The organism is Sphingobacterium sp. UBA7625 (genome assembly GCF_002484085.1).
Lineage (GTDB): Bacteria > Bacteroidota > Bacteroidia > Sphingobacteriales > Sphingobacteriaceae > Sphingobacterium > Sphingobacterium athyrii.
This window is the reverse complement of record NZ_DLJD01000026.1, coordinates 96,850-113,603: the sequence shown is the minus strand read 5'-3', so window position 1 is coordinate 113,603 and position 16,754 is coordinate 96,850. Positions and strand designations below refer to the sequence as shown.

The window sequence follows — 16,754 nt, the reverse complement described above, 5'->3', positions numbered from 1 at the left end:
TTTTTACTTTATTCATCTTCTTTGTCCCACCAGTCGGATGCCTGTAAATCATCTATTTCACGACGATCCTTCTTCGTAGGTCTCCCCGTTCCGCGGTCCCGTTTAAGTACCGGCGCCTGAAACACCGATTTGTAGCCCACAGTCTCTTCCACTGGGGTCTGGTCTTCATAAAACTGAACCGCAGTTTTTGCATCCACCCGGCGCTCAAGAAGACCGGTTACCTGCACGACTTTCTTTTCTATTCCTTTTTGGATATGATAGACATCACCAATTTTAACCTCGTAAGAAGGTTTAATATTTTGACCTTTCAGCTTGACCCGTCCCGCCTTACAGGCTTCGGTTGCCAAGGTTCGCGTCTTAAACAATCTTATCGACCATAAATATTTATCAATTCTCAATTTTTCTGATGCTGCAGCCATAGTTCAAAAATAGTTATATTAGCAAATTATCGTGGTATTTCCACCGAAAATTAACATATTTCCCCGATGAACATTTTCTTCATGAGGGGAGAGAACGATAAAGTTGCTTTTAAATGCAACTTTATCTAAGTTTGTACATCAAAATAAACAAATTCAAATAAGCAAACAAATAATATGGTAGAGCCACTTAAAAAATTGATTGAGGAAGCTTGGGAAGATAGACAGTTATTGGAGTATAAAGAATATACAGAAGCAATTCGTACAGTGATTATGAAGCTGGACAGCGGTGAAATCCGTGTAGCTGAAATGATCGGAACGAGATGGCATGTCAATGACTGGATCAAGAAAGCTGTGATCTTGTATTTCCCGATCAATGATATGCGTGAAATGACGGCCGGTCCTTTTGTATTCCATGATAAAATGAAGTTAAAAACGGATTACAAACACACGGGTGTACGTGTTGTTCCCGGAGCTTCTGCGCGTCTAGGCGCATATTTAGCTAAAGGAGTAATCATGATGCCTTCATACGTTAATATCGGTGCTTATGTCGATGAAGGTACGATGGTAGATACTTGGGCGACAGTAGGGTCTTGTGCTCAAATCGGTAAACATGTACACTTAAGTGGCGGCGTTGGTATCGGTGGCGTACTTGAACCTGTTCAAGCTGCTCCAGTTATCATTGAAGACAACGTATTTATCGGATCAAGAGCAATCGTTGTTGAAGGAATTCGTGTAGAAAAAGAAGCCGTATTAGGTGCTAATGTTGTATTGACCGCATCGACAAAAATCATCGATGTTACCGGACCTGAACCAGTGGAATATAAAGGTTACGTGCCTGCACGCTCGGTTGTCATCCCTGGATCTTACACCAAAAAATTTGCTGCGGGCGAGTATCAAGTTCCTTGTGCATTGATCATTGGTCAACGCAAAGAATCTACCGATAAGAAAACTTCATTAAATGATGCTTTGCGTGAGCATAATGTCGCTGTCTAAATTCAAGTCAGAACTAAAGAAATAAAAAATGAGCGCATTCGTGGATCGTGAGGATTTAAACAAGGCGTTGGAAACGCTGAAAGCAGGTGGATTAATCCTATACCCAACAGATACGATCTGGGGAATAGGCTGTGATGCGACTAATCCGGAAGCTGTAGAGAAAGTCTTTCAATTGAAGGGAAGAGATAAATCCAAGAGTCTGATCGTCCTTTTACATAACGACAACCAATTGGCAAGTTATGTGAACGAAATCCCGGACGTTGCTTATCAGCTTATTGAATATACGGACAAGCCATTGACAATTGTCTATTCGAATGCCAAAAATCTCGCCCCCAATGCCATCGCAGAGGACGGTTCGATTGGCATTCGAATTGTCAAACATCCTTTTTGCGAACAACTTCTACAACGCTTTCGTAAGCCTATTATCTCCACTTCAGCCAATATCAGTGGTGAGCCAACAGCGAAGGATTTTGACGAAATCGCTGAAGACATCAAGTCAGGCGTAGACTATATTGTCGCTTACGATAGACATGTAAAAACCGATGGTAAATCGTCTACCATCATGAAACTGGATCCGAGCGGTAAATTTGAATTTATTCGAAAGTAGTAGAAAGTTCTCCTGTTTTTTAGAGAAACGGTTTTTGTGATCTTGAATAGGGCTTAAAAGAGACAGACGATGAAATTGCGGTTGCGCGAACGAAGTAAAGATGAGACCAAAGATTATAAATAATTTAAACGGATGAAAAAGATCATTTTATTTTTTGCCCTGGCAATTGCTATAAATACACAATTACATGCGCAAAAAAAGGAGATTCCTTCCGCAAAGCCCGGTGTAAAATATGGAAAGGAAATTCAGGCAAATAAGGCGATTTCTGTTGCTAAACTAGAAAAAGAGCTAAGTAACAAAAATACTTTCACTGGCAAAATTGAAGGTAAAGTTGTTGAAGTCTGTAAGAAGAAAGGCTGTTTCATGACCCTAGCGCGCGATGGGGAAGAGCCTATTATGGTACGTTTTAAAGATTACGGCTTCTTTATGCCTGCTGATATCATCGGTAAAACGGTCGTGGTCGAAGGCGTGGCTAAGCGGAAAGAAACTTCAGTTGCATCACTGCAACATGCCGCAAAAGATCTCGGTAAATCTCAAGCCGAAATAAATCAGATTACTCAGCCAAAAAACGATATTAATATTGTTGCTGACGGAGTACTTGTGGTAAGATGAAAAAATTTCAGACAGCAACTGCCCCATCCATCAATGTAGGTGGACAGCTATTGACATTTGAGAAACCTATTGTAATGGGCATACTCAATGTTACCCCGGACTCCTTTTATGACGGTGGAGATAATACCACTGTGGAGAAAGCCTTGGAAAAAGCAAGTAATCTCTTAGCGGCAGGCGCTCAAATTCTCGATATTGGGGCCTATTCTTCACGTCCCGGCGCTCCATTAATATCTTCTCAGGAAGAAATGGACAGGGCGCTCCCTCCTATCCTGGCAATCAGAGAGGCTTTTCCAGAAGCCATCTTATCCATAGACACTTTTCGGGCAGATGTCACTGCCGAAGCTATTGACGCAGGTGTACACATCGTCAATGATGTCTCGGGAGGTACGCTTGATGAGGAAATGTTTGCCACAGTAGCCAAATACCAAGTACCTTATATCCTCATGCATATGCGTGGTACTCCCGAAAATATGCAGAAGCAAACGGAGTATACCGATATCGTGACCGATGTTGCTACCTTTCTAGGGGAAAGTGTAGCAAAGTTAAGGGATTTGGGAGTAAAGGACATTATCCTGGATCCCGGGTTCGGCTTTGCGAAAACGATCGACCAAAATTATGAATTACTATACCGCGTCAATGAGCTCCACTATTTTGGTCTTCCAATTTTAGGCGGCATATCACGTAAATCTATGATTTATAAAAAATTGGGTATTACAGCACAGGATGCCCTCAATGGTACAACGGCATTAAATACCTTACTTTTGGAAAGAGGTGTACAGATGCTTCGTGTCCACGATGTCGCAGAGGCAAAACAGCTTGTTGATCTCTTCTATTAGAGAAGTGTACATACTATTTGTATAAACATCGTTCCGGGTATGTCGTATTTACTTGCCAATAAATGTTGGATCACTTAATGTTCCTATAAAAGCAATAATAGCTAATTTTTCCTGTTCCGTTAATGGAATACGATTGCCATTTTCCTTTAGGATAGGATCAAGATTTTCTGCATCAAGTACGCCTTTATTAAAATAGTCCAAAACGGATCTTAAGGTTGGGAATTGACCAAAACTCCCATAAGGTGCTGTATAAGCAGCATTTCTTAGGGAGGGAACACGAAAAGCCATTTGATCAGCTTGCCGTCCGGTAACCCGGCCCCGTCCTACTTCTTCTGGATTGGGATTCATTGGGAAGCCCACATTTCTAAAGCTCTGATCAGTAAAAAGCTCCGTACCATGACAACTTGCACATTTAGTCTTGAAAGTTGTATACCCTCTCTCCTCTTCCGCTGTAAATCGCTCCCCTTCATTTCTTTTTACACGATCATATTTGCTATTGGCAGAGATCAATGTATACTCGTATTGTGCAATACTGCGATAAATTCGATCAGGTGTTATGCCACCCTCACCGAATGCTTTTTGAAATAAATCTTTGTAATCGGAATCGTCGCCAATCTTACGGATAACCTCTAATATAGAAGAATTCATTTCTTCATGCGTGATGATGGGAACCAAAGGTTGCTTTTCCAGCTCAAGAATATTACCGTCCCAATTATAGAATTTCATAAAGGCCAAATTCTGTAAAGGGGGTGTATTCCGCAGTCCAACCCGCCCCTCAATACCTATTGCCTGCATCTTTCCATCAGAAAAAGCCAGGGAAGGATTATGACAACTTGCACATGAAATCGCGTTATTACCACTGAATCTTTTCTCATTGAATAGTTTCTCACCTAATTCCACACCATATTTCGTAGGTCTATTATCTTTTACAGTAGTATTCAGTGCGGGAAAATCTGTAGGTATAAAAAAGGGAATTTCGGGATTGCTATCGTTATCCAACACAAAACTATCCTCTTTGCTACAGGATAAGATAATCAACAAGGTAAACAAAATCCCAATTACGGTTTTCATCTGCATGTCTATTTATTGTAAAATCATCATGGATAGGCTATGTCGTCATGTATACGCTTGCCCTCCATGATGATCAATTGTATAATTTATTTTAGTTTTCGACCTTTTCAATAGAGAACATTCCTGCTCTATCTTCCTTATCGTCTCCGCCAAGATTATTGACATATTCTACCATGACCTCCATACCTTCATGTTGTTGTGGTGCTGTCGCATATTTTGCATTGATGCTGATCTTATTTTTACCACTAAATAACTTATCAAAATCTGCCTTAATCGTAATTTCGGGTTTGTTACCACCGACAACAAGCCTTGTATCTAAATCCAATGTAATATCACGATAAGCATCTACTCCCTGCACGTAGGTATCTGGTTGTCCAGGCTTTCCATTTAAAGTACTGCCGGTATGAATCGTGAATTTTTTATGATCGTTTTCATAAAAACCCTCCATTTTAGCAAAACGATAACCAGTCGCCCATTGCCACATCATCTCCGTATCATTGGCTTCAGCAGTCGCATAAAATACAGGAAATCTAAACTGATCCAACGTGTTTAATCCCGGCTTTATACCAAGTCCAAATTTTATCTGCTTGTATTCCCCTACGGGTATGTCTGCCAACATGTAATCCAAACTTGAAAGTTTTGCCTGATTAACCACAGTAGCTCCCTTGTCCAAATCATTTACATTATAAGGAATTTCGGACCCATCGGCTTTCACAAGTCTGATATTGCTAATCACGTACTTTAACTCCGAAAATTGATGCACTTGGCCATCAGCCGATGTATTCGTCGTCGCTACCGGGGAATCTAAGCCCCCCAGCACGATTGTCGTATTTTTAAAAGTATTGTTGAAATGTAAATTAACACTGTTTGCGACATCTTCATTTTTACTACAAGAGATCATGACCAAAGAAATCATTAGGAGTTTAATTGCATTTTTTTTCATGTTATTCTAAGTTTTAAGTTATTTAAAAATTGACTTTTAAGGATGTAAAAATATTCCGTCCCATCCGGGGTATATTTCCCCAATCCGCATAGGTACTATAATATTCATTCAACAGGTTCTCGGCACCAACCTGAAAGACAGATTTGAGCTTACCAAGATTGAAACCGTAATCGGCCGATAGATTCCATATTTTGTATGCGCCAGTTAGATCTTCACCGTACATGGGGCTGTAGTTGGTCTGTGCAAAATCTCCGTTTAAGGAGGTCCGCAAGCCTATTCGTTTATAGCCATAATAAAGTGCTGTTTGATAGCTTAACGGCCGTATAAAAGGGAGATTCCCCTCCTCGTCGTCCTTACCTCTGGCGTAGGTAAGCACCGCTTTCCAATGCAGGTTATCCAGGACTTTATAATCTATGCTCATCGCTGTATTAAACAGCGTGGCATATTTTAAAGATGTATACCCCTTCACACCAACGGATTGATAATTCATTGGGCTTCCTAAACTCAAAATCCGTCCGATGATATAATTGTCGATGTAGAAGTAGTTCACTTTTGCGGATACACTTAGCTTTTCCGTTTTGAACCCAACACTGGCGTTAACCTCATAAGAAATCTCATTTTTGAGATCAGGGTTTCCGATGTAATCATAGCGATCAAAGCTATTGTAGATATAATAGCCATAGGCTTCGGAAACAGAAGGCGCGCGATGGCCAAAACCCGTTCCTAACGAAATATCAAACTGATTTAAGTTTAACTCATAGCTGGCATGTAGGCCCGGAAGCCATCTATTCTTTTTTTGTGGTGCTCCGGGATGAAAAATCCAGTTAAATTCCACGTATTTGGAGTAGTTATAGTTCCAGCCTAACGAACCACCGAGATTCACTTTACTCCTTTCTGAAATTTCCCAGGAATTATTCGTTGCAATACTTGCAAAACGGGTTGTTACCCATGGCCAGCTATAAGCAAACATGGTCTGTTTGGAACGATCTTGGGGGTACATTCGCATTTCCGCTATCGAAAGATTATCGTAGGCATTGAACTGTACCTCCGAAGAATATCGGTCTTTCTTTAAATTTATTTTTGACACCAATCCATACGTCATACTCCATCCGGGCATATCCATGTGTACCAAATTCTCCGGTCGTGTCGTATCATCCATATAGTGTTCCACCGCGTTGAAATAAACTTTGGTATCCCATACTTTTACAAGCCCTTGCTCAAACAATTGTTTATAGGATGCGGATGTAATAATCGCCCGCGATAACCAAAGATCCATGGGCAAAGCTGGGAAACCCACATCTTTTGCACGGTCAAATATTGCATCTACCCTGATAGCAGAAAGTGGACTTGTCTTATAGGCTAGGCCCAATGATGCATTCAGTTTATTATATTGTGAATGCAGTACTTCCTTGTTGTTTCCGTCATAATAATTACCTGCTTTACGAAAGGAAATGCTACCGTCAGCCACAAAGTTGTCTGTTGAATAGAACAGATTTCCAAGATTAAATGCTTGCTTATTGTTAAACTCGAAACCCGTCTGATACGCACCGCCTAATTTTTGCTGCAGACCAAAGGGAGTACTCCTCCTTTTTAGATCTATACTTCCAGCCACTGTGGCTCCATGCATACTCCCCTCCTGACCTGACTTAATATCGACCGAAGACAGGTTATTGCTCTCCACATACGAAGTAATGGGATCCATCTTATCCGTACAGGCGCCAAAAATATGCATACCGTCGATTGTGATTGTAGAACGCTCTGTACTCATGTTGTTCAGTAACGGTTCCCATGCATAAGCTCCACGCTTAATAAAGCTGATATTGTCTGATGAAGCCAAAAACTCATCGACTGAGACAGCCATCTTCATATCGTTTTCGATCTTTCGTTTGACCGTAGCGTTAACCTTGACTTCCCCCAAACGTCTCGTTGTATCTCTTTTTACCGGAGCAATTTGTCCATTAACATCCAACCCAAGAGAAAGAATAAAAAGAACTAGACTTAATTTCTTCATGACTCTTAGAATAAAATATCGAGATGTAGTTCGCTTTTACGTCCTTCCACTCCCGGTGTAAAATCTTTTGGCACTTCAGTACCACGGATCACCTTTCCCTCTGGATTCAACAGGATGAAATTTAATGTCCAATTTCCCGTCATGGTATAATTCACAACACCATGGTACAAACCGTCCTTATCCTGTATCAGATCCCTATTGTTAGGAGACGAGTGATTGCCCATGGAAGGTTCAGGCATACGCGGGTCTAACTTCAACGTATAACGCTCAACCTGCGAATAGGAAAATTGCAGTTGATCAGCGGGCCCTTTTGCTGCAGAATCGAGCATTCTATTCAATTTATAGATGCCGGCGACCAATTTATTTTCGGCGACATTTGGCTTCCGCGGAGCAATCAATGCTATGACATACTGCTCATTATCCGCCCCTGTGAACACGGTCATATTGAGATTTTTATTGGTCTGTTGTTTTACTTCAACATCTTTAATTGCAGAAAAAGTCTGATTACCAACTTTAAAACTGATATAGACTGTCCAGCTTCCCTCAGTACCGCTTTCGCTGGTGAAAACGGTGTAACCTGAAAAATACTTATCCGCTGATTTATAACCGAAATGATACTGATTTGGACACGAACTCTTTTCTCCCATGACAGTGGCCTGGATTGGCAGAAATGTAAGACCCGACACTTCCACAGGAGTATTTGTTTGCGTGTTCTTAATTCTTACGCGGATATCATTATAGCCGCGATATAATACGCCGTTCAGCGCTTCTATACTGACCGTGTAAGCAGAGGTTACAACATTTGAAACCTCCTTAAATTCATTATTCTCTTCAATTACTTCTCCCCTTTCGGCTTCATAATTTGTTTTTCCCTTTGTACATGATCCGAGAAAGACACACGCAAGAGCAGCATAAAAACCTATTGTTTTTATCAATATACTTACCTTCATAAAAATACCATGTTAGCTTAGTTAACAGGTGAGGTTTATAACACAGGTTCAAGCATGGTTAGAAGAAAACATAGAAATTTTTCTAAATTACCCGGAACCCGTCGTCCGAAAACCGACAACCTGTTCAAATAAAATTTTCATCCGCTTAAATTTTATTCAGTAGTGATGAAGCGATCAGATTTATTCATCAAGGGTGCGTTCTAAGCTGCATTCTTGAGCTTACTTCGCCGGGTTATTCGTTCCCTTATACGATTGAATAAATCACGATGGTTTCATTGGAATAAATTATACTTTATAGCCGATGAAGCGATCATGAGCATATACATATCACTATCAACTAGCGACATACATGTCATGATAATTTCTAAAAATGGATTTAAACTAATGGAGGGTGAAAAATTGTGAAGATTGGTCTGTAAGAATAATTTTCGTTGTATTCTGGGAACGGGCGTTCCGCAGCATCTTCCTGAAATAAAGAAGAAATCTTAAAATCAAAATTTTGAGTATTATTGATAAAAACAACATCAATAATACGTGATTCCAGGTTCTTTTGCTCCTTCTCTTCGTGCTCACGCATTTTCTTCATCAAGATACATTGTCCTCTACACGAGAGCGCCTTTTCGTTGAAACGGTTGATACATTCGTAACGGGCAATGTAATCTCGATTCAGCTCAAAAATGGACCATAGCCATACTGTTGAGAAACTCTGGAGGAGCATCAAAGGCAATAAAATCCATATGAACTGTTTAGCTTTCATCTTGTGAGTTCGGCAAATATATAAATGAATCCCCGAATACACAAATTCATCAGGAACAATAAAAGCCCTGGGTAAAGTCTTACCCAGGGCCTGAAAAATTAAAAAGCTGCTTATTTTGATACAACCGAAAGCACCGCTTTTTTATTACCCGCTGTTAAATCCAGCGTAAATAGATACGTTTTTCCAGCTTCCAACGTTTTACCTGTTTTGATACCCAAGTTTCCGGAATCACGCCCATTTTTACCGTCACCAATAAAAATTAGATCGCTTGACGTTGTCACATCCGTACCCCCAAACTCTCCGCCCCAGCCTTTTTGGTGAAAGAACTTAAAGTTGATATTATTGGTATTGATTGATTCGCCTGCTTTCAGTGTAATTTGGTACTTTTTATTACCTAATGGAGCTAAACAGAGGGCTTTATCGGTATTCCAACCAACCTGATTACTGGAAACTTTTGGCTTTCCAACGCCTTCTCCAATTATCCATACGGCTCCGGTACCATCTTCCTGCAATTTAGCAAGATCATTTCCGGCCATGGCCTCAACCACGAAGTATTTTAGCGCGAAGTCTGCAGTAACACGGTATTTCCCTGTTATTCCTTTAAACGATATGACCCCATCGGCGGCTCGCGTAAAGAAGTCAGGGTCAATCCACCAATCTTGTAGATCCGCAATACCTTCAAAAGTTGCTGTCTCCCCTTGATTCAACACCATTTCAACTTTAGAATGCGTATCATCAAGACGGCCGAACAACGATCCATTAAGCAGCACGAAAATAAATGGAGAGGCTTGAAACGTCAATGTATTAAATTGTATCGGGTATACACCAGATGTTGAATTTGAAAACGGGATTTCAGCTATAGAACCAAAATCAACAGCATTATTAACCCATCCAAAACTCATGGCATTCCCCTGTTCGCCAACCTTTGGGGCTTGGATATAACCCTTTACTTCAGCCGAGAAATTCTCCTTGGCAGCATATTGATTCCGCCCGGTTTTCTCCATCCGAAAGGACTTTGATTCGGTAACCAATGTGAGGTAAGGAAAGTCCGGACGGCTTAAATCTATATCAAAAGATTGTTCTGTTTTCTTTTGACTAATATTCTGTAAAACAAACCTAATGGTCGCTTTCCCATCTGGAATGTCTTTCAAAAAAGGGACATAAATTTTTCCGCTATAGTCGCCGTTCTCCTTTGTACGAATCGTCGTTTCGGTAACCTTATCGTCTGTAAAATATAATTGAGCTTTCAGCGTAGACAAAGCGACTTCGCTATCCGATACACGAACATTAAAGACTAAACTATCACCAAAATGAGCAGCAGAAATAGCTGATTTCAATTCTATTTTTGGATCGCCGATTTGATACACATATTTTTCATCCTTTTTACAAGAACTTACCACAGCTATTGTTCCCAATAGTATATTGATGAGATATCTTTTCATAATCCCAATATTTAGTTTTTCCAACGATAAGAGACGACTGAATTTGCAGGAACCTCGTAGTTAAAATGATTTTTACCATCTGCCAACGTGATTTTACGGTTGTCGTTCGATTCATTCAATAACACGACAGCATAGCTTCCGTCTGTATTCTGAAAGGCACTATAGACCAGTCCTGCAGCGGTATATCCTGTAGCGCCAATGCGTGTCGCTCCGGACTTAACCACAGACGACAGATGTCCTACAATATAATAATGCGAGTTGCGCGTGATACTCCTGTAATTTGACTTGCTAATATCGACAGCACCATAACAGGTCTGACAACCGCCTTCGCGATTTGGGCCCTTATCGGTATCCAACATCAAATTCCAAACAATAACACCCTTGCTCCAATTGTTTACAGTCCCTAACGCTACTTCGCGCATATCTTCCATTAAACGCTTGTCAAGGTTACGCCCATCATTCCATTCCCCGATGGATGTTTCTGTAAAAACCAGATCTTTATCCGGACGCTGATTATGAATATCAATTAACTCCGCTTTGTCACCACCATAGTTGTGATAAGCTGCGCCAGCGATAAAAGAAGCGGCACCGGCATCATTATAGATTTTGATGGGGTAATCTTCCTGATCGGCCATATTATCGTAATTATAATTATGGTCGAATGCATAGATCTTCGTAGCAATACCGGCAGCCTTAAGTTGTGGGCCTAGAGATTGTTTGATAAATGCTTGTTGCTCCTGCCATGACATGTACATTGAAGCAGAATTTTTTCGATTCAATGGCTCGTTTTGAACGGTAATTGAATAAATATTAATTCCCTCTTTCTTCATTGCCTGAAGCCATTGGACAAAATACCAACCGTAATCCTGATAGTACTTCGGATTTAATTGACCGCTGGTCCAAGAATCAAAAGGTTTCAAATCTGTCAGATTATCGACCTTCATCCATTTTGGCGGAGTCCATGGCGATCCCATAATTTTGACGTTTGGGTTGATGGCTAGAATCTCCTTCAGCACAGGAATAACATATTGCGTTTCTTCTGACTGCAATCCAAAATTTTCCTTTCCTTCTTTGTCCCAACAGGTATACTCGCTCAATGAAAAATCAGAACATCCGATAGCAATACGTATGTAACTCATGCCCATACCATCTTTATCGGAGAAAGTCTCCGTGAGAAATTTCGTCCGATCCTCCTTACTCATTTTCATCAGATTATAACAGGTAGAACCGGTGATAGCCGCACCAAATCCATCCATTGTCTGAAATTTCTGATCAGGATTTAAGGTAATCGTATTGGGCGACATGTTAAACTTTGTACTAAAATCGACATACTTTTTTGTCAGATCATAGGCTCGACTTGTATTGGTCGTTACAATAGTGACATCGCCAGATTTTTTGATATCATCGCCTTGAGAAGGTATATAGCTATCTCGTTTACAAGATGTTGCCGTGATCAAACAGGACAACAAGAATGTATATATCATAGTGTTATTATTACGTTTCATAAAATTAAAATAATTAGTATCCCGGATTCTGAACTAAGTTAGGATTCTGGTCAATTTTAGGTTGCGGAATCGGCAGACGGTAGGAATTCTTTGTGAACGGATATACCCGGGGCTTTCTTCCTGAGTCTTTCGCATACACGGCATTCATGACAGCTTCCACCTTATCCAAACGAACCAGATCAAACCAACGCTGTCCTTCGAAGGCTAATTCTAAGCGACGCTCTTTTAAATATGCTTCCAGCAAAGCATCTTTATTCGCACGAACTCCAGCGGATAATTTGGGTAATTTTACACGTGTACGGATCTTATCAATAATGTCAGCTGCCCCCAAAAGATCGGTTCCCTGCTGGATTAACGCTTCGGCTTTCAATAACAAAATATCGGCGTAGCGGAGCTTGACAATGCTACTCATGCCCGAACGCAACTTAAACATAAAAGGATAATGGCTTGATGGGTAATAGTTGCTCCAGGTTGTTGTATAATAAACAATAGATTGTGCCATCCGAATTTGGTCTGCTTCATTCGTATATGCTTGTATCAAATCACGAGATGGTGTGACCCATTTGGCCCATGTAAATGCATTGTCGTAATTGGACAGGTCGCGACCAAACATCCAGGTCGCCCAGTTTCCAGATCCAGGCATAAATTGCGCCTCTAAAATTGATTCTTTTGTATTTCGTTGCGCTAAGTCCGTCTTGGCGGCGTTCAATTCATATAAATCCCCATAATTGGGATTCAAATCAAATCCATCTCCAGTCAATGCGTCCGCATACTGAATAACTTTATTATAATCCCGGAGGGGTTTTTCCGCATAGAGTTTTGCCAACATTGCCCGAGCTACAGACTTTGTAAACAAAGTCTTATTCGCATTGTTATTGACCGGGGCATCAACCAAGGCCTCCAAAAGATCCTTCTCGATCTGTTTATGCGCTTCCTCTTCAGTCGCCTGCTTGGGGAAATATTCCGGGTATACCGCTTCGATATTTTCTGCGGTAATATCTTTTCCTTGAGTTGTAATTACTGGGATGGATCCAAATATGCGCACCATATCAAACATCGCCAGTGCCCGAAAGATTTTACCCTGCGCCTTATAGACTTTAATGTCAGCGTCACTAATTGACTTATCCGCAACACTATCGACATTGATGATTAAACGGTTGGCCCGCGCAATATCTTCCAGATAACGTGCCCAATCTCGATCAACAACGGAGTTCGATCCCTCAATAGAATTATTCTCAAAGGGTACAACTTCGGCTCCTGTTGTTCCTGCGTACGCATTATCAGCATGGGAATCGCCGATCAGCAATAAATCCAGGTACCAATGTTCTTGCCTATCTCGCATCTGTTGGTAAATCCCAGAGAGAAAATTATCAACTTCGCTTCTGTTTTTAAAGACGATCTGTGTTCCATTTTCAGTTTTACCCTGACTAACATCTGTATAACTGTCCAGTGGATCGCGATTTAGCGAGCACGAAGCCAGCAACAATCCTGTCATGAACAACGGTAAAACGTATTTAATATTTGTTTTTTTCATCACCATTCAATTAAAATTCTACATTTACACCAAGTACAAAAGATCTATTTTGCGGATATGTCCCCCAATCGAGACCTTGTACTCTTCCCGAATTTCCCCACTGGTTTACCTCCGGATCCATGCCTGAATATTTAGTTAGCGTAAATAGGTTACTGGCCGAAAAATAAGGCTGAATCTTTTTTATTCCAATCTTTTTCAAACGTTCAGGTGCGATAGAATAGCCCAATGAAATATTTTTTACGCGCAAATAGCTTCCATCTTCCACAAAATAAGATGAGTTTTTAATATCAAAGCCTGCTTTGGGCACATGTGTAATCTGTCCCGGAACGCGCCAGCGATCGAGTACAACGGTTGTTTGATTACGACCATCATACATTCCCTCTGTTTCCATTCGGCTCGCGTTGAAAATGTCATTACCATAAGTACCCTGAAGAAATATACTTAAGTCAAAATTTTTCCAGGAAAAGCTATTTGTCAATCCATATACAAATTTTGGATTGGGATCTCCAATATAAGTCAGGTCGGAAGGAGATGTTTTGCCATCACCATTCAAATCTCTATACATCAATTCGCCTGTCTCCGGATTTACACCATCAGAGATATAACCGTAAAATCCACCTAAAGGTCTTCCGGGTTCGTTCCTAACGACAGTTGCATTGACTAGATTATTTGTAACCGCATCGTTGTAGATTTTTGTAAAGACGAGCTTGTCCAGACGGTTCTTATTAAAGGAAATGTTAAATTCTGTATTCCATGTAAAATCTCCTGTTAGATTCTTGGAGTTGATTCCGATCTCAAATCCTTTATTGGTCATCTCGCCCTCGTTCCGTTTAATTGTACTCGCCGAAGAGGACCCTGTAGGTAAGCTCACTTCCATCAACATATCTGTTGTTTTTTTATGGTAGTAATCTAAGGTCAGGTTCAATCTGTTATTTAATGTAGAAAAATCAATCCCCACATTTGCCTGGGTAGTCGTTTCCCATTTTAAATCTGTCGCTCTCAATGTAGTCGAATTTCCAATATTCGGCGGAGAATATTGGTATTTGTCCTCAAACCAAGGTAACCGCTGAATCACATTGAACGAAAGATAGGAATAGTCGCCAAGTCCGGATTGGTTACCAGTCTGCCCCCATCCTCCACGTATTTTCACCTCATTGATCCAGTCTACATCTTTCATAAAATCCTCCGCTGATAAGCGCCATGCTGCCGATACCGAAGGGAAATATCCCCAGCGACCAGAAGGGCTTAATTTAGACGATGCATCGGCTCGCATATTTGCAGTTACAAGGTATTTTCCGTCATAATTGTACATCGCACGGGCAAAATAGGATAGGATGGCCCAATTGGATGCCCCGGAGCCAGTTCTATCCCATGAAATCTTGTTTGCCGCATTGAGTGTCTGTATGATACCATTAGCATAATTCGAACCATAAATATAACTATTAGAATATTTGGAATCTGTCCAGGATGACCCTGCCATCGTTTCCAAGCTATGTTTTCCAAAGCTTCTGCTATAAGTCAGCACATTGTCCCAGGTCAATACCGTGTTTGTGTTGCGAGCGTCAGACGCCTCTCCAAACTGATTTCTACCCTGTTGTGTAATCCAGGGATCTAAAAATGTTGTCAGTACGCCCGACCGTCTGTCCATTGAAAATGACGACTTCCAGGTTAAATTGGGCATAAAGGATATCAATACACTTCCTGTCGCCAATAACCTATTCTCACGATTATTGTTATTCTTGGTTCGTTCGAGATTTTCTAAAGGGCTGTTGATATTTAGCCCATTGAAATTGGTATTGTACCGATCAGGAAACAAAGGATCCCATATAGGAGCATAAGTTGGTGTATTGATGATCGAAGTAACTACTCCACCTCGATTAGATCCATTGCCTGATATAATTCCATTGGTATTGTAATCCGCATAAGATATATTAGCGTTAACCTTCATCCATTTTTTCACCTGATTATCTATATTCGCTTTGAAGTTATAACGTCTAAAAAAGGAGCCCTGCAGCGTGCCTTTCTCTGTCAGATACCCCCCACCCAAATAATAGCGTAATTTCTCGTTACCATCGGAGATTGATAACTGATAATTCTGTTGAACGCCGGTTTGATAGGTTTCCTTAAACCAGTCTGTTTGATCAGTAAGCCCTTCAGGCAGCTTAACATAACCTGTCTCATCCATCAACTCTTTGTATTGTGCGGTATTCAGGACTTTTACGGTATTATTAACCACATTTGCTGTAGCTTGTGCTCCTAAGGTAATTTTAGCTTCCCCTGCTTTTCCGGATTTTGTGGTCACAAGAATAACACCATTTGCTCCGCGCGATCCATATATAGCTGCAGAAGAGGCATCTTTTAAAATCTGAATGTCCGTAATATCACTTGGTGATAAAAATTTGATGTCCTCAACAGGTAATCCATCGACAACATAAAGCGGGTCGTTTGATCCATTAAAAGACGTCGTCCCACGGACTTTAATTGACATTTCACCACCTGGTGCTCCATTGGGTTGAATCACAGATACACCTGCCGCCTTTCCTTGTATGGCCTGCCCCAAACTTACGACCGGTCTCTTTTCCAAGTCTTTGGTCGATACGGAAGAAATTGCAGTGGTTACGTCCTTCCGTTTTACGGAACCGTAGCCGATGACTATAACATCTTCAAGGACATTGGTAGCTGAATTTAATTGAACAGTCATGGTACTATTGGCCGGCAATTCTTTGTTGTCATAGCCAATAAAACTAAATTGAAGAATGCTGCCTTGTGGAGCCGAAATCTGGAAACGACCTTCTCCATTACTGGAAACCGCATTGCTGGTACCTTTCTGTGTTATCGTTACACCTGTGAGTGGTTTCTGATCCTGCGCATCCAGCACCCGCCCACTGACCTGAATGCGGTCCTGTGCAAATACCGAATTCAACCAGGTACACAAGAAAATCAGCCCCATGGAAAAGGTTACTTTTCGAGTAAAGTAAATCATATGAAATAAAAAATTGGTTATTGTTTTGTCTTTGGTTATTCCAAATTGCGAGGAGTTTCCCCTGCTCCATCGCTCAAAACAAAACTAGTAG

14 protein-coding genes are annotated in these 16,754 nt (G+C 40.9%); 4 read left to right on the top strand and 10 right to left on the bottom strand.

Features of this window, described 5'->3' with window-relative positions; genetic code table 11:
* Positions 1 to 8 precede the first annotated feature (8 nt).
* Entirely contained in the window at positions 9 to 419 is a 411-nt protein-coding gene (locus B4G94_RS10940) for an RNA-binding S4 domain-containing protein (RefSeq protein ID WP_108636323.1), read from the bottom strand.
* 174 nt (positions 420 to 593) lie between these two features.
* Between B4G94_RS10940 and B4G94_RS10935 the strand changes: the two genes are divergently transcribed.
* The 4 genes from B4G94_RS10935 (at position 594) to folP (ending at position 3,467) form a co-directional block, all read left to right on the top strand.
* Positions 594 to 1,412, top strand: a complete 819-nt coding sequence (locus B4G94_RS10935) for a 2,3,4,5-tetrahydropyridine-2,6-dicarboxylate N-succinyltransferase (RefSeq protein ID WP_108636324.1) — start codon at positions 594 to 596, stop codon at positions 1,410 to 1,412.
* A gap of 28 nt (positions 1,413 to 1,440) precedes the next feature.
* Positions 1,441 to 2,019, top strand: coding sequence for an L-threonylcarbamoyladenylate synthase (locus B4G94_RS10930; RefSeq protein ID WP_286858866.1), 579 nt, complete (start codon positions 1,441 to 1,443; stop codon positions 2,017 to 2,019).
* A 132-nt stretch (positions 2,020 to 2,151) separates the two neighbouring features.
* Entirely contained in the window at positions 2,152 to 2,631 is a 480-nt protein-coding gene (locus B4G94_RS10925; protein WP_108636326.1) for a DUF4920 domain-containing protein, read from the top strand.
* The gene (folP, locus tag B4G94_RS10920) at positions 2,628 to 3,467 is read left to right on the top strand and encodes a dihydropteroate synthase (RefSeq protein ID WP_286858864.1); all 840 of its coding nucleotides are present in this window, start codon (positions 2,628 to 2,630) and stop codon (positions 3,465 to 3,467) included. Before B4G94_RS10925 ends, folP begins: the two co-directional genes overlap by 4 nt.
* 48 nt (positions 3,468 to 3,515) lie before the next feature.
* On the opposite strand, the gene B4G94_RS10915 is transcribed toward folP, so the two are convergent.
* From B4G94_RS10915 to B4G94_RS10875, 9 genes are all read right to left on the bottom strand, one after another.
* Entirely contained in the window at positions 3,516 to 4,538 is a 1,023-nt protein-coding gene (locus B4G94_RS10915; RefSeq protein WP_286858862.1) for a cytochrome-c peroxidase, read from the bottom strand.
* 91 nt (positions 4,539 to 4,629) lie between these two features.
* Entirely contained in the window at positions 4,630 to 5,481 is an 852-nt protein-coding gene (locus B4G94_RS10910; protein WP_286858860.1) for an MbnP family protein, read from the bottom strand.
* A 22-nt stretch (positions 5,482 to 5,503) separates the two neighbouring features.
* Positions 5,504 to 7,492 carry a TonB-dependent receptor plug domain-containing protein gene (locus tag B4G94_RS10905; protein ID WP_286858859.1) on the bottom strand — a complete coding sequence of 663 codons (1,989 nt, stop codon included), beginning with the start codon at positions 7,490 to 7,492 and terminating at the stop codon, positions 5,504 to 5,506.
* Between the two features lie 5 nt (positions 7,493 to 7,497).
* A complete protein-coding gene (locus tag B4G94_RS10900; RefSeq protein WP_286858858.1) occupies positions 7,498 to 8,442 on the bottom strand; it encodes a hypothetical protein in 945 nt (314 codons plus the stop codon).
* Between the two features lie 376 nt (positions 8,443 to 8,818).
* Positions 8,819 to 9,199, bottom strand: a complete 381-nt coding sequence (locus B4G94_RS10895; protein WP_108636332.1) for a hypothetical protein — start codon at positions 9,197 to 9,199, stop codon at positions 8,819 to 8,821.
* 110 nt (positions 9,200 to 9,309) lie between these two features.
* Positions 9,310 to 10,641 carry a DUF5125 domain-containing protein gene (locus B4G94_RS10890; protein ID WP_286858857.1) on the bottom strand — a complete coding sequence of 444 codons (1,332 nt, stop codon included), beginning with the start codon at positions 10,639 to 10,641 and terminating at the stop codon, positions 9,310 to 9,312.
* Between the two features lie 11 nt (positions 10,642 to 10,652).
* Positions 10,653 to 12,125: a glycoside hydrolase family 30 protein gene (locus B4G94_RS10885; RefSeq protein WP_286858855.1), complete on the bottom strand. Its 1,473-nt coding sequence runs from the start codon at positions 12,123 to 12,125 to the stop codon at positions 10,653 to 10,655.
* 34 nt (positions 12,126 to 12,159) lie between these two features.
* Positions 12,160 to 13,680 (bottom strand): RagB/SusD family nutrient uptake outer membrane protein, encoded by a 1,521-nt coding sequence (locus B4G94_RS10880; RefSeq protein WP_286858853.1) that lies wholly within the window; start codon positions 13,678 to 13,680, stop codon positions 12,160 to 12,162.
* Positions 13,681 to 13,690: 10 nt separating this feature from the next.
* Positions 13,691 to 16,663, bottom strand: coding sequence for a SusC/RagA family TonB-linked outer membrane protein (locus B4G94_RS10875; protein ID WP_286858852.1), 2,973 nt, complete (start codon positions 16,661 to 16,663; stop codon positions 13,691 to 13,693).
* Positions 16,664 to 16,754 lie beyond the last annotated feature (91 nt).

What these genes read in the sequence shown, in the direction of transcription:
- folP (WP_286858864.1), top strand. Translation starts at nt 2,628, where the DNA reads ATGAAAAAATTTCAGACAGCAACTGCCCCATCCATCAATGTAGGTGGA.
- B4G94_RS10930 (WP_286858866.1), top strand. Translation starts at nt 1,441, where the DNA reads ATGAGCGCATTCGTGGATCGTGAGGATTTAAACAAGGCGTTGGAAACG.
- B4G94_RS10895 (WP_108636332.1), bottom strand. Translation starts at nt 9,199, where the DNA reads ATGAAAGCTAAACAGTTCATATGGATTTTATTGCCTTTGATGCTCCTC.
- B4G94_RS10890 (WP_286858857.1), bottom strand. Translation starts at nt 10,641, where the DNA reads ATGAAAAGATATCTCATCAATATACTATTGGGAACAATAGCTGTGGTA.
- B4G94_RS10935 (WP_108636324.1), top strand. Translation starts at nt 594, where the DNA reads ATGGTAGAGCCACTTAAAAAATTGATTGAGGAAGCTTGGGAAGATAGA.
- B4G94_RS10905 (WP_286858859.1), bottom strand. Translation starts at nt 7,492, where the DNA reads ATGAAGAAATTAAGTCTAGTTCTTTTTATTCTTTCTCTTGGGTTGGAT.
- B4G94_RS10900 (WP_286858858.1), bottom strand. Translation starts at nt 8,442, where the DNA reads ATGAAGGTAAGTATATTGATAAAAACAATAGGTTTTTATGCTGCTCTT.
- B4G94_RS10910 (WP_286858860.1), bottom strand. Translation starts at nt 5,481, where the DNA reads ATGAAAAAAAATGCAATTAAACTCCTAATGATTTCTTTGGTCATGATC.
- B4G94_RS10880 (WP_286858853.1), bottom strand. Translation starts at nt 13,680, where the DNA reads ATGAAAAAAACAAATATTAAATACGTTTTACCGTTGTTCATGACAGGA.
- B4G94_RS10915 (WP_286858862.1), bottom strand. Translation starts at nt 4,538, where the DNA reads ATGAAAACCGTAATTGGGATTTTGTTTACCTTGTTGATTATCTTATCC.
- B4G94_RS10875 (WP_286858852.1), bottom strand. Translation starts at nt 16,663, where the DNA reads ATGATTTACTTTACTCGAAAAGTAACCTTTTCCATGGGGCTGATTTTC.
- B4G94_RS10925 (WP_108636326.1), top strand. Translation starts at nt 2,152, where the DNA reads ATGAAAAAGATCATTTTATTTTTTGCCCTGGCAATTGCTATAAATACA.
- B4G94_RS10940 (WP_108636323.1), bottom strand. Translation starts at nt 419, where the DNA reads ATGGCTGCAGCATCAGAAAAATTGAGAATTGATAAATATTTATGGTCG.
- B4G94_RS10885 (WP_286858855.1), bottom strand. Translation starts at nt 12,125, where the DNA reads ATGATATATACATTCTTGTTGTCCTGTTTGATCACGGCAACATCTTGT.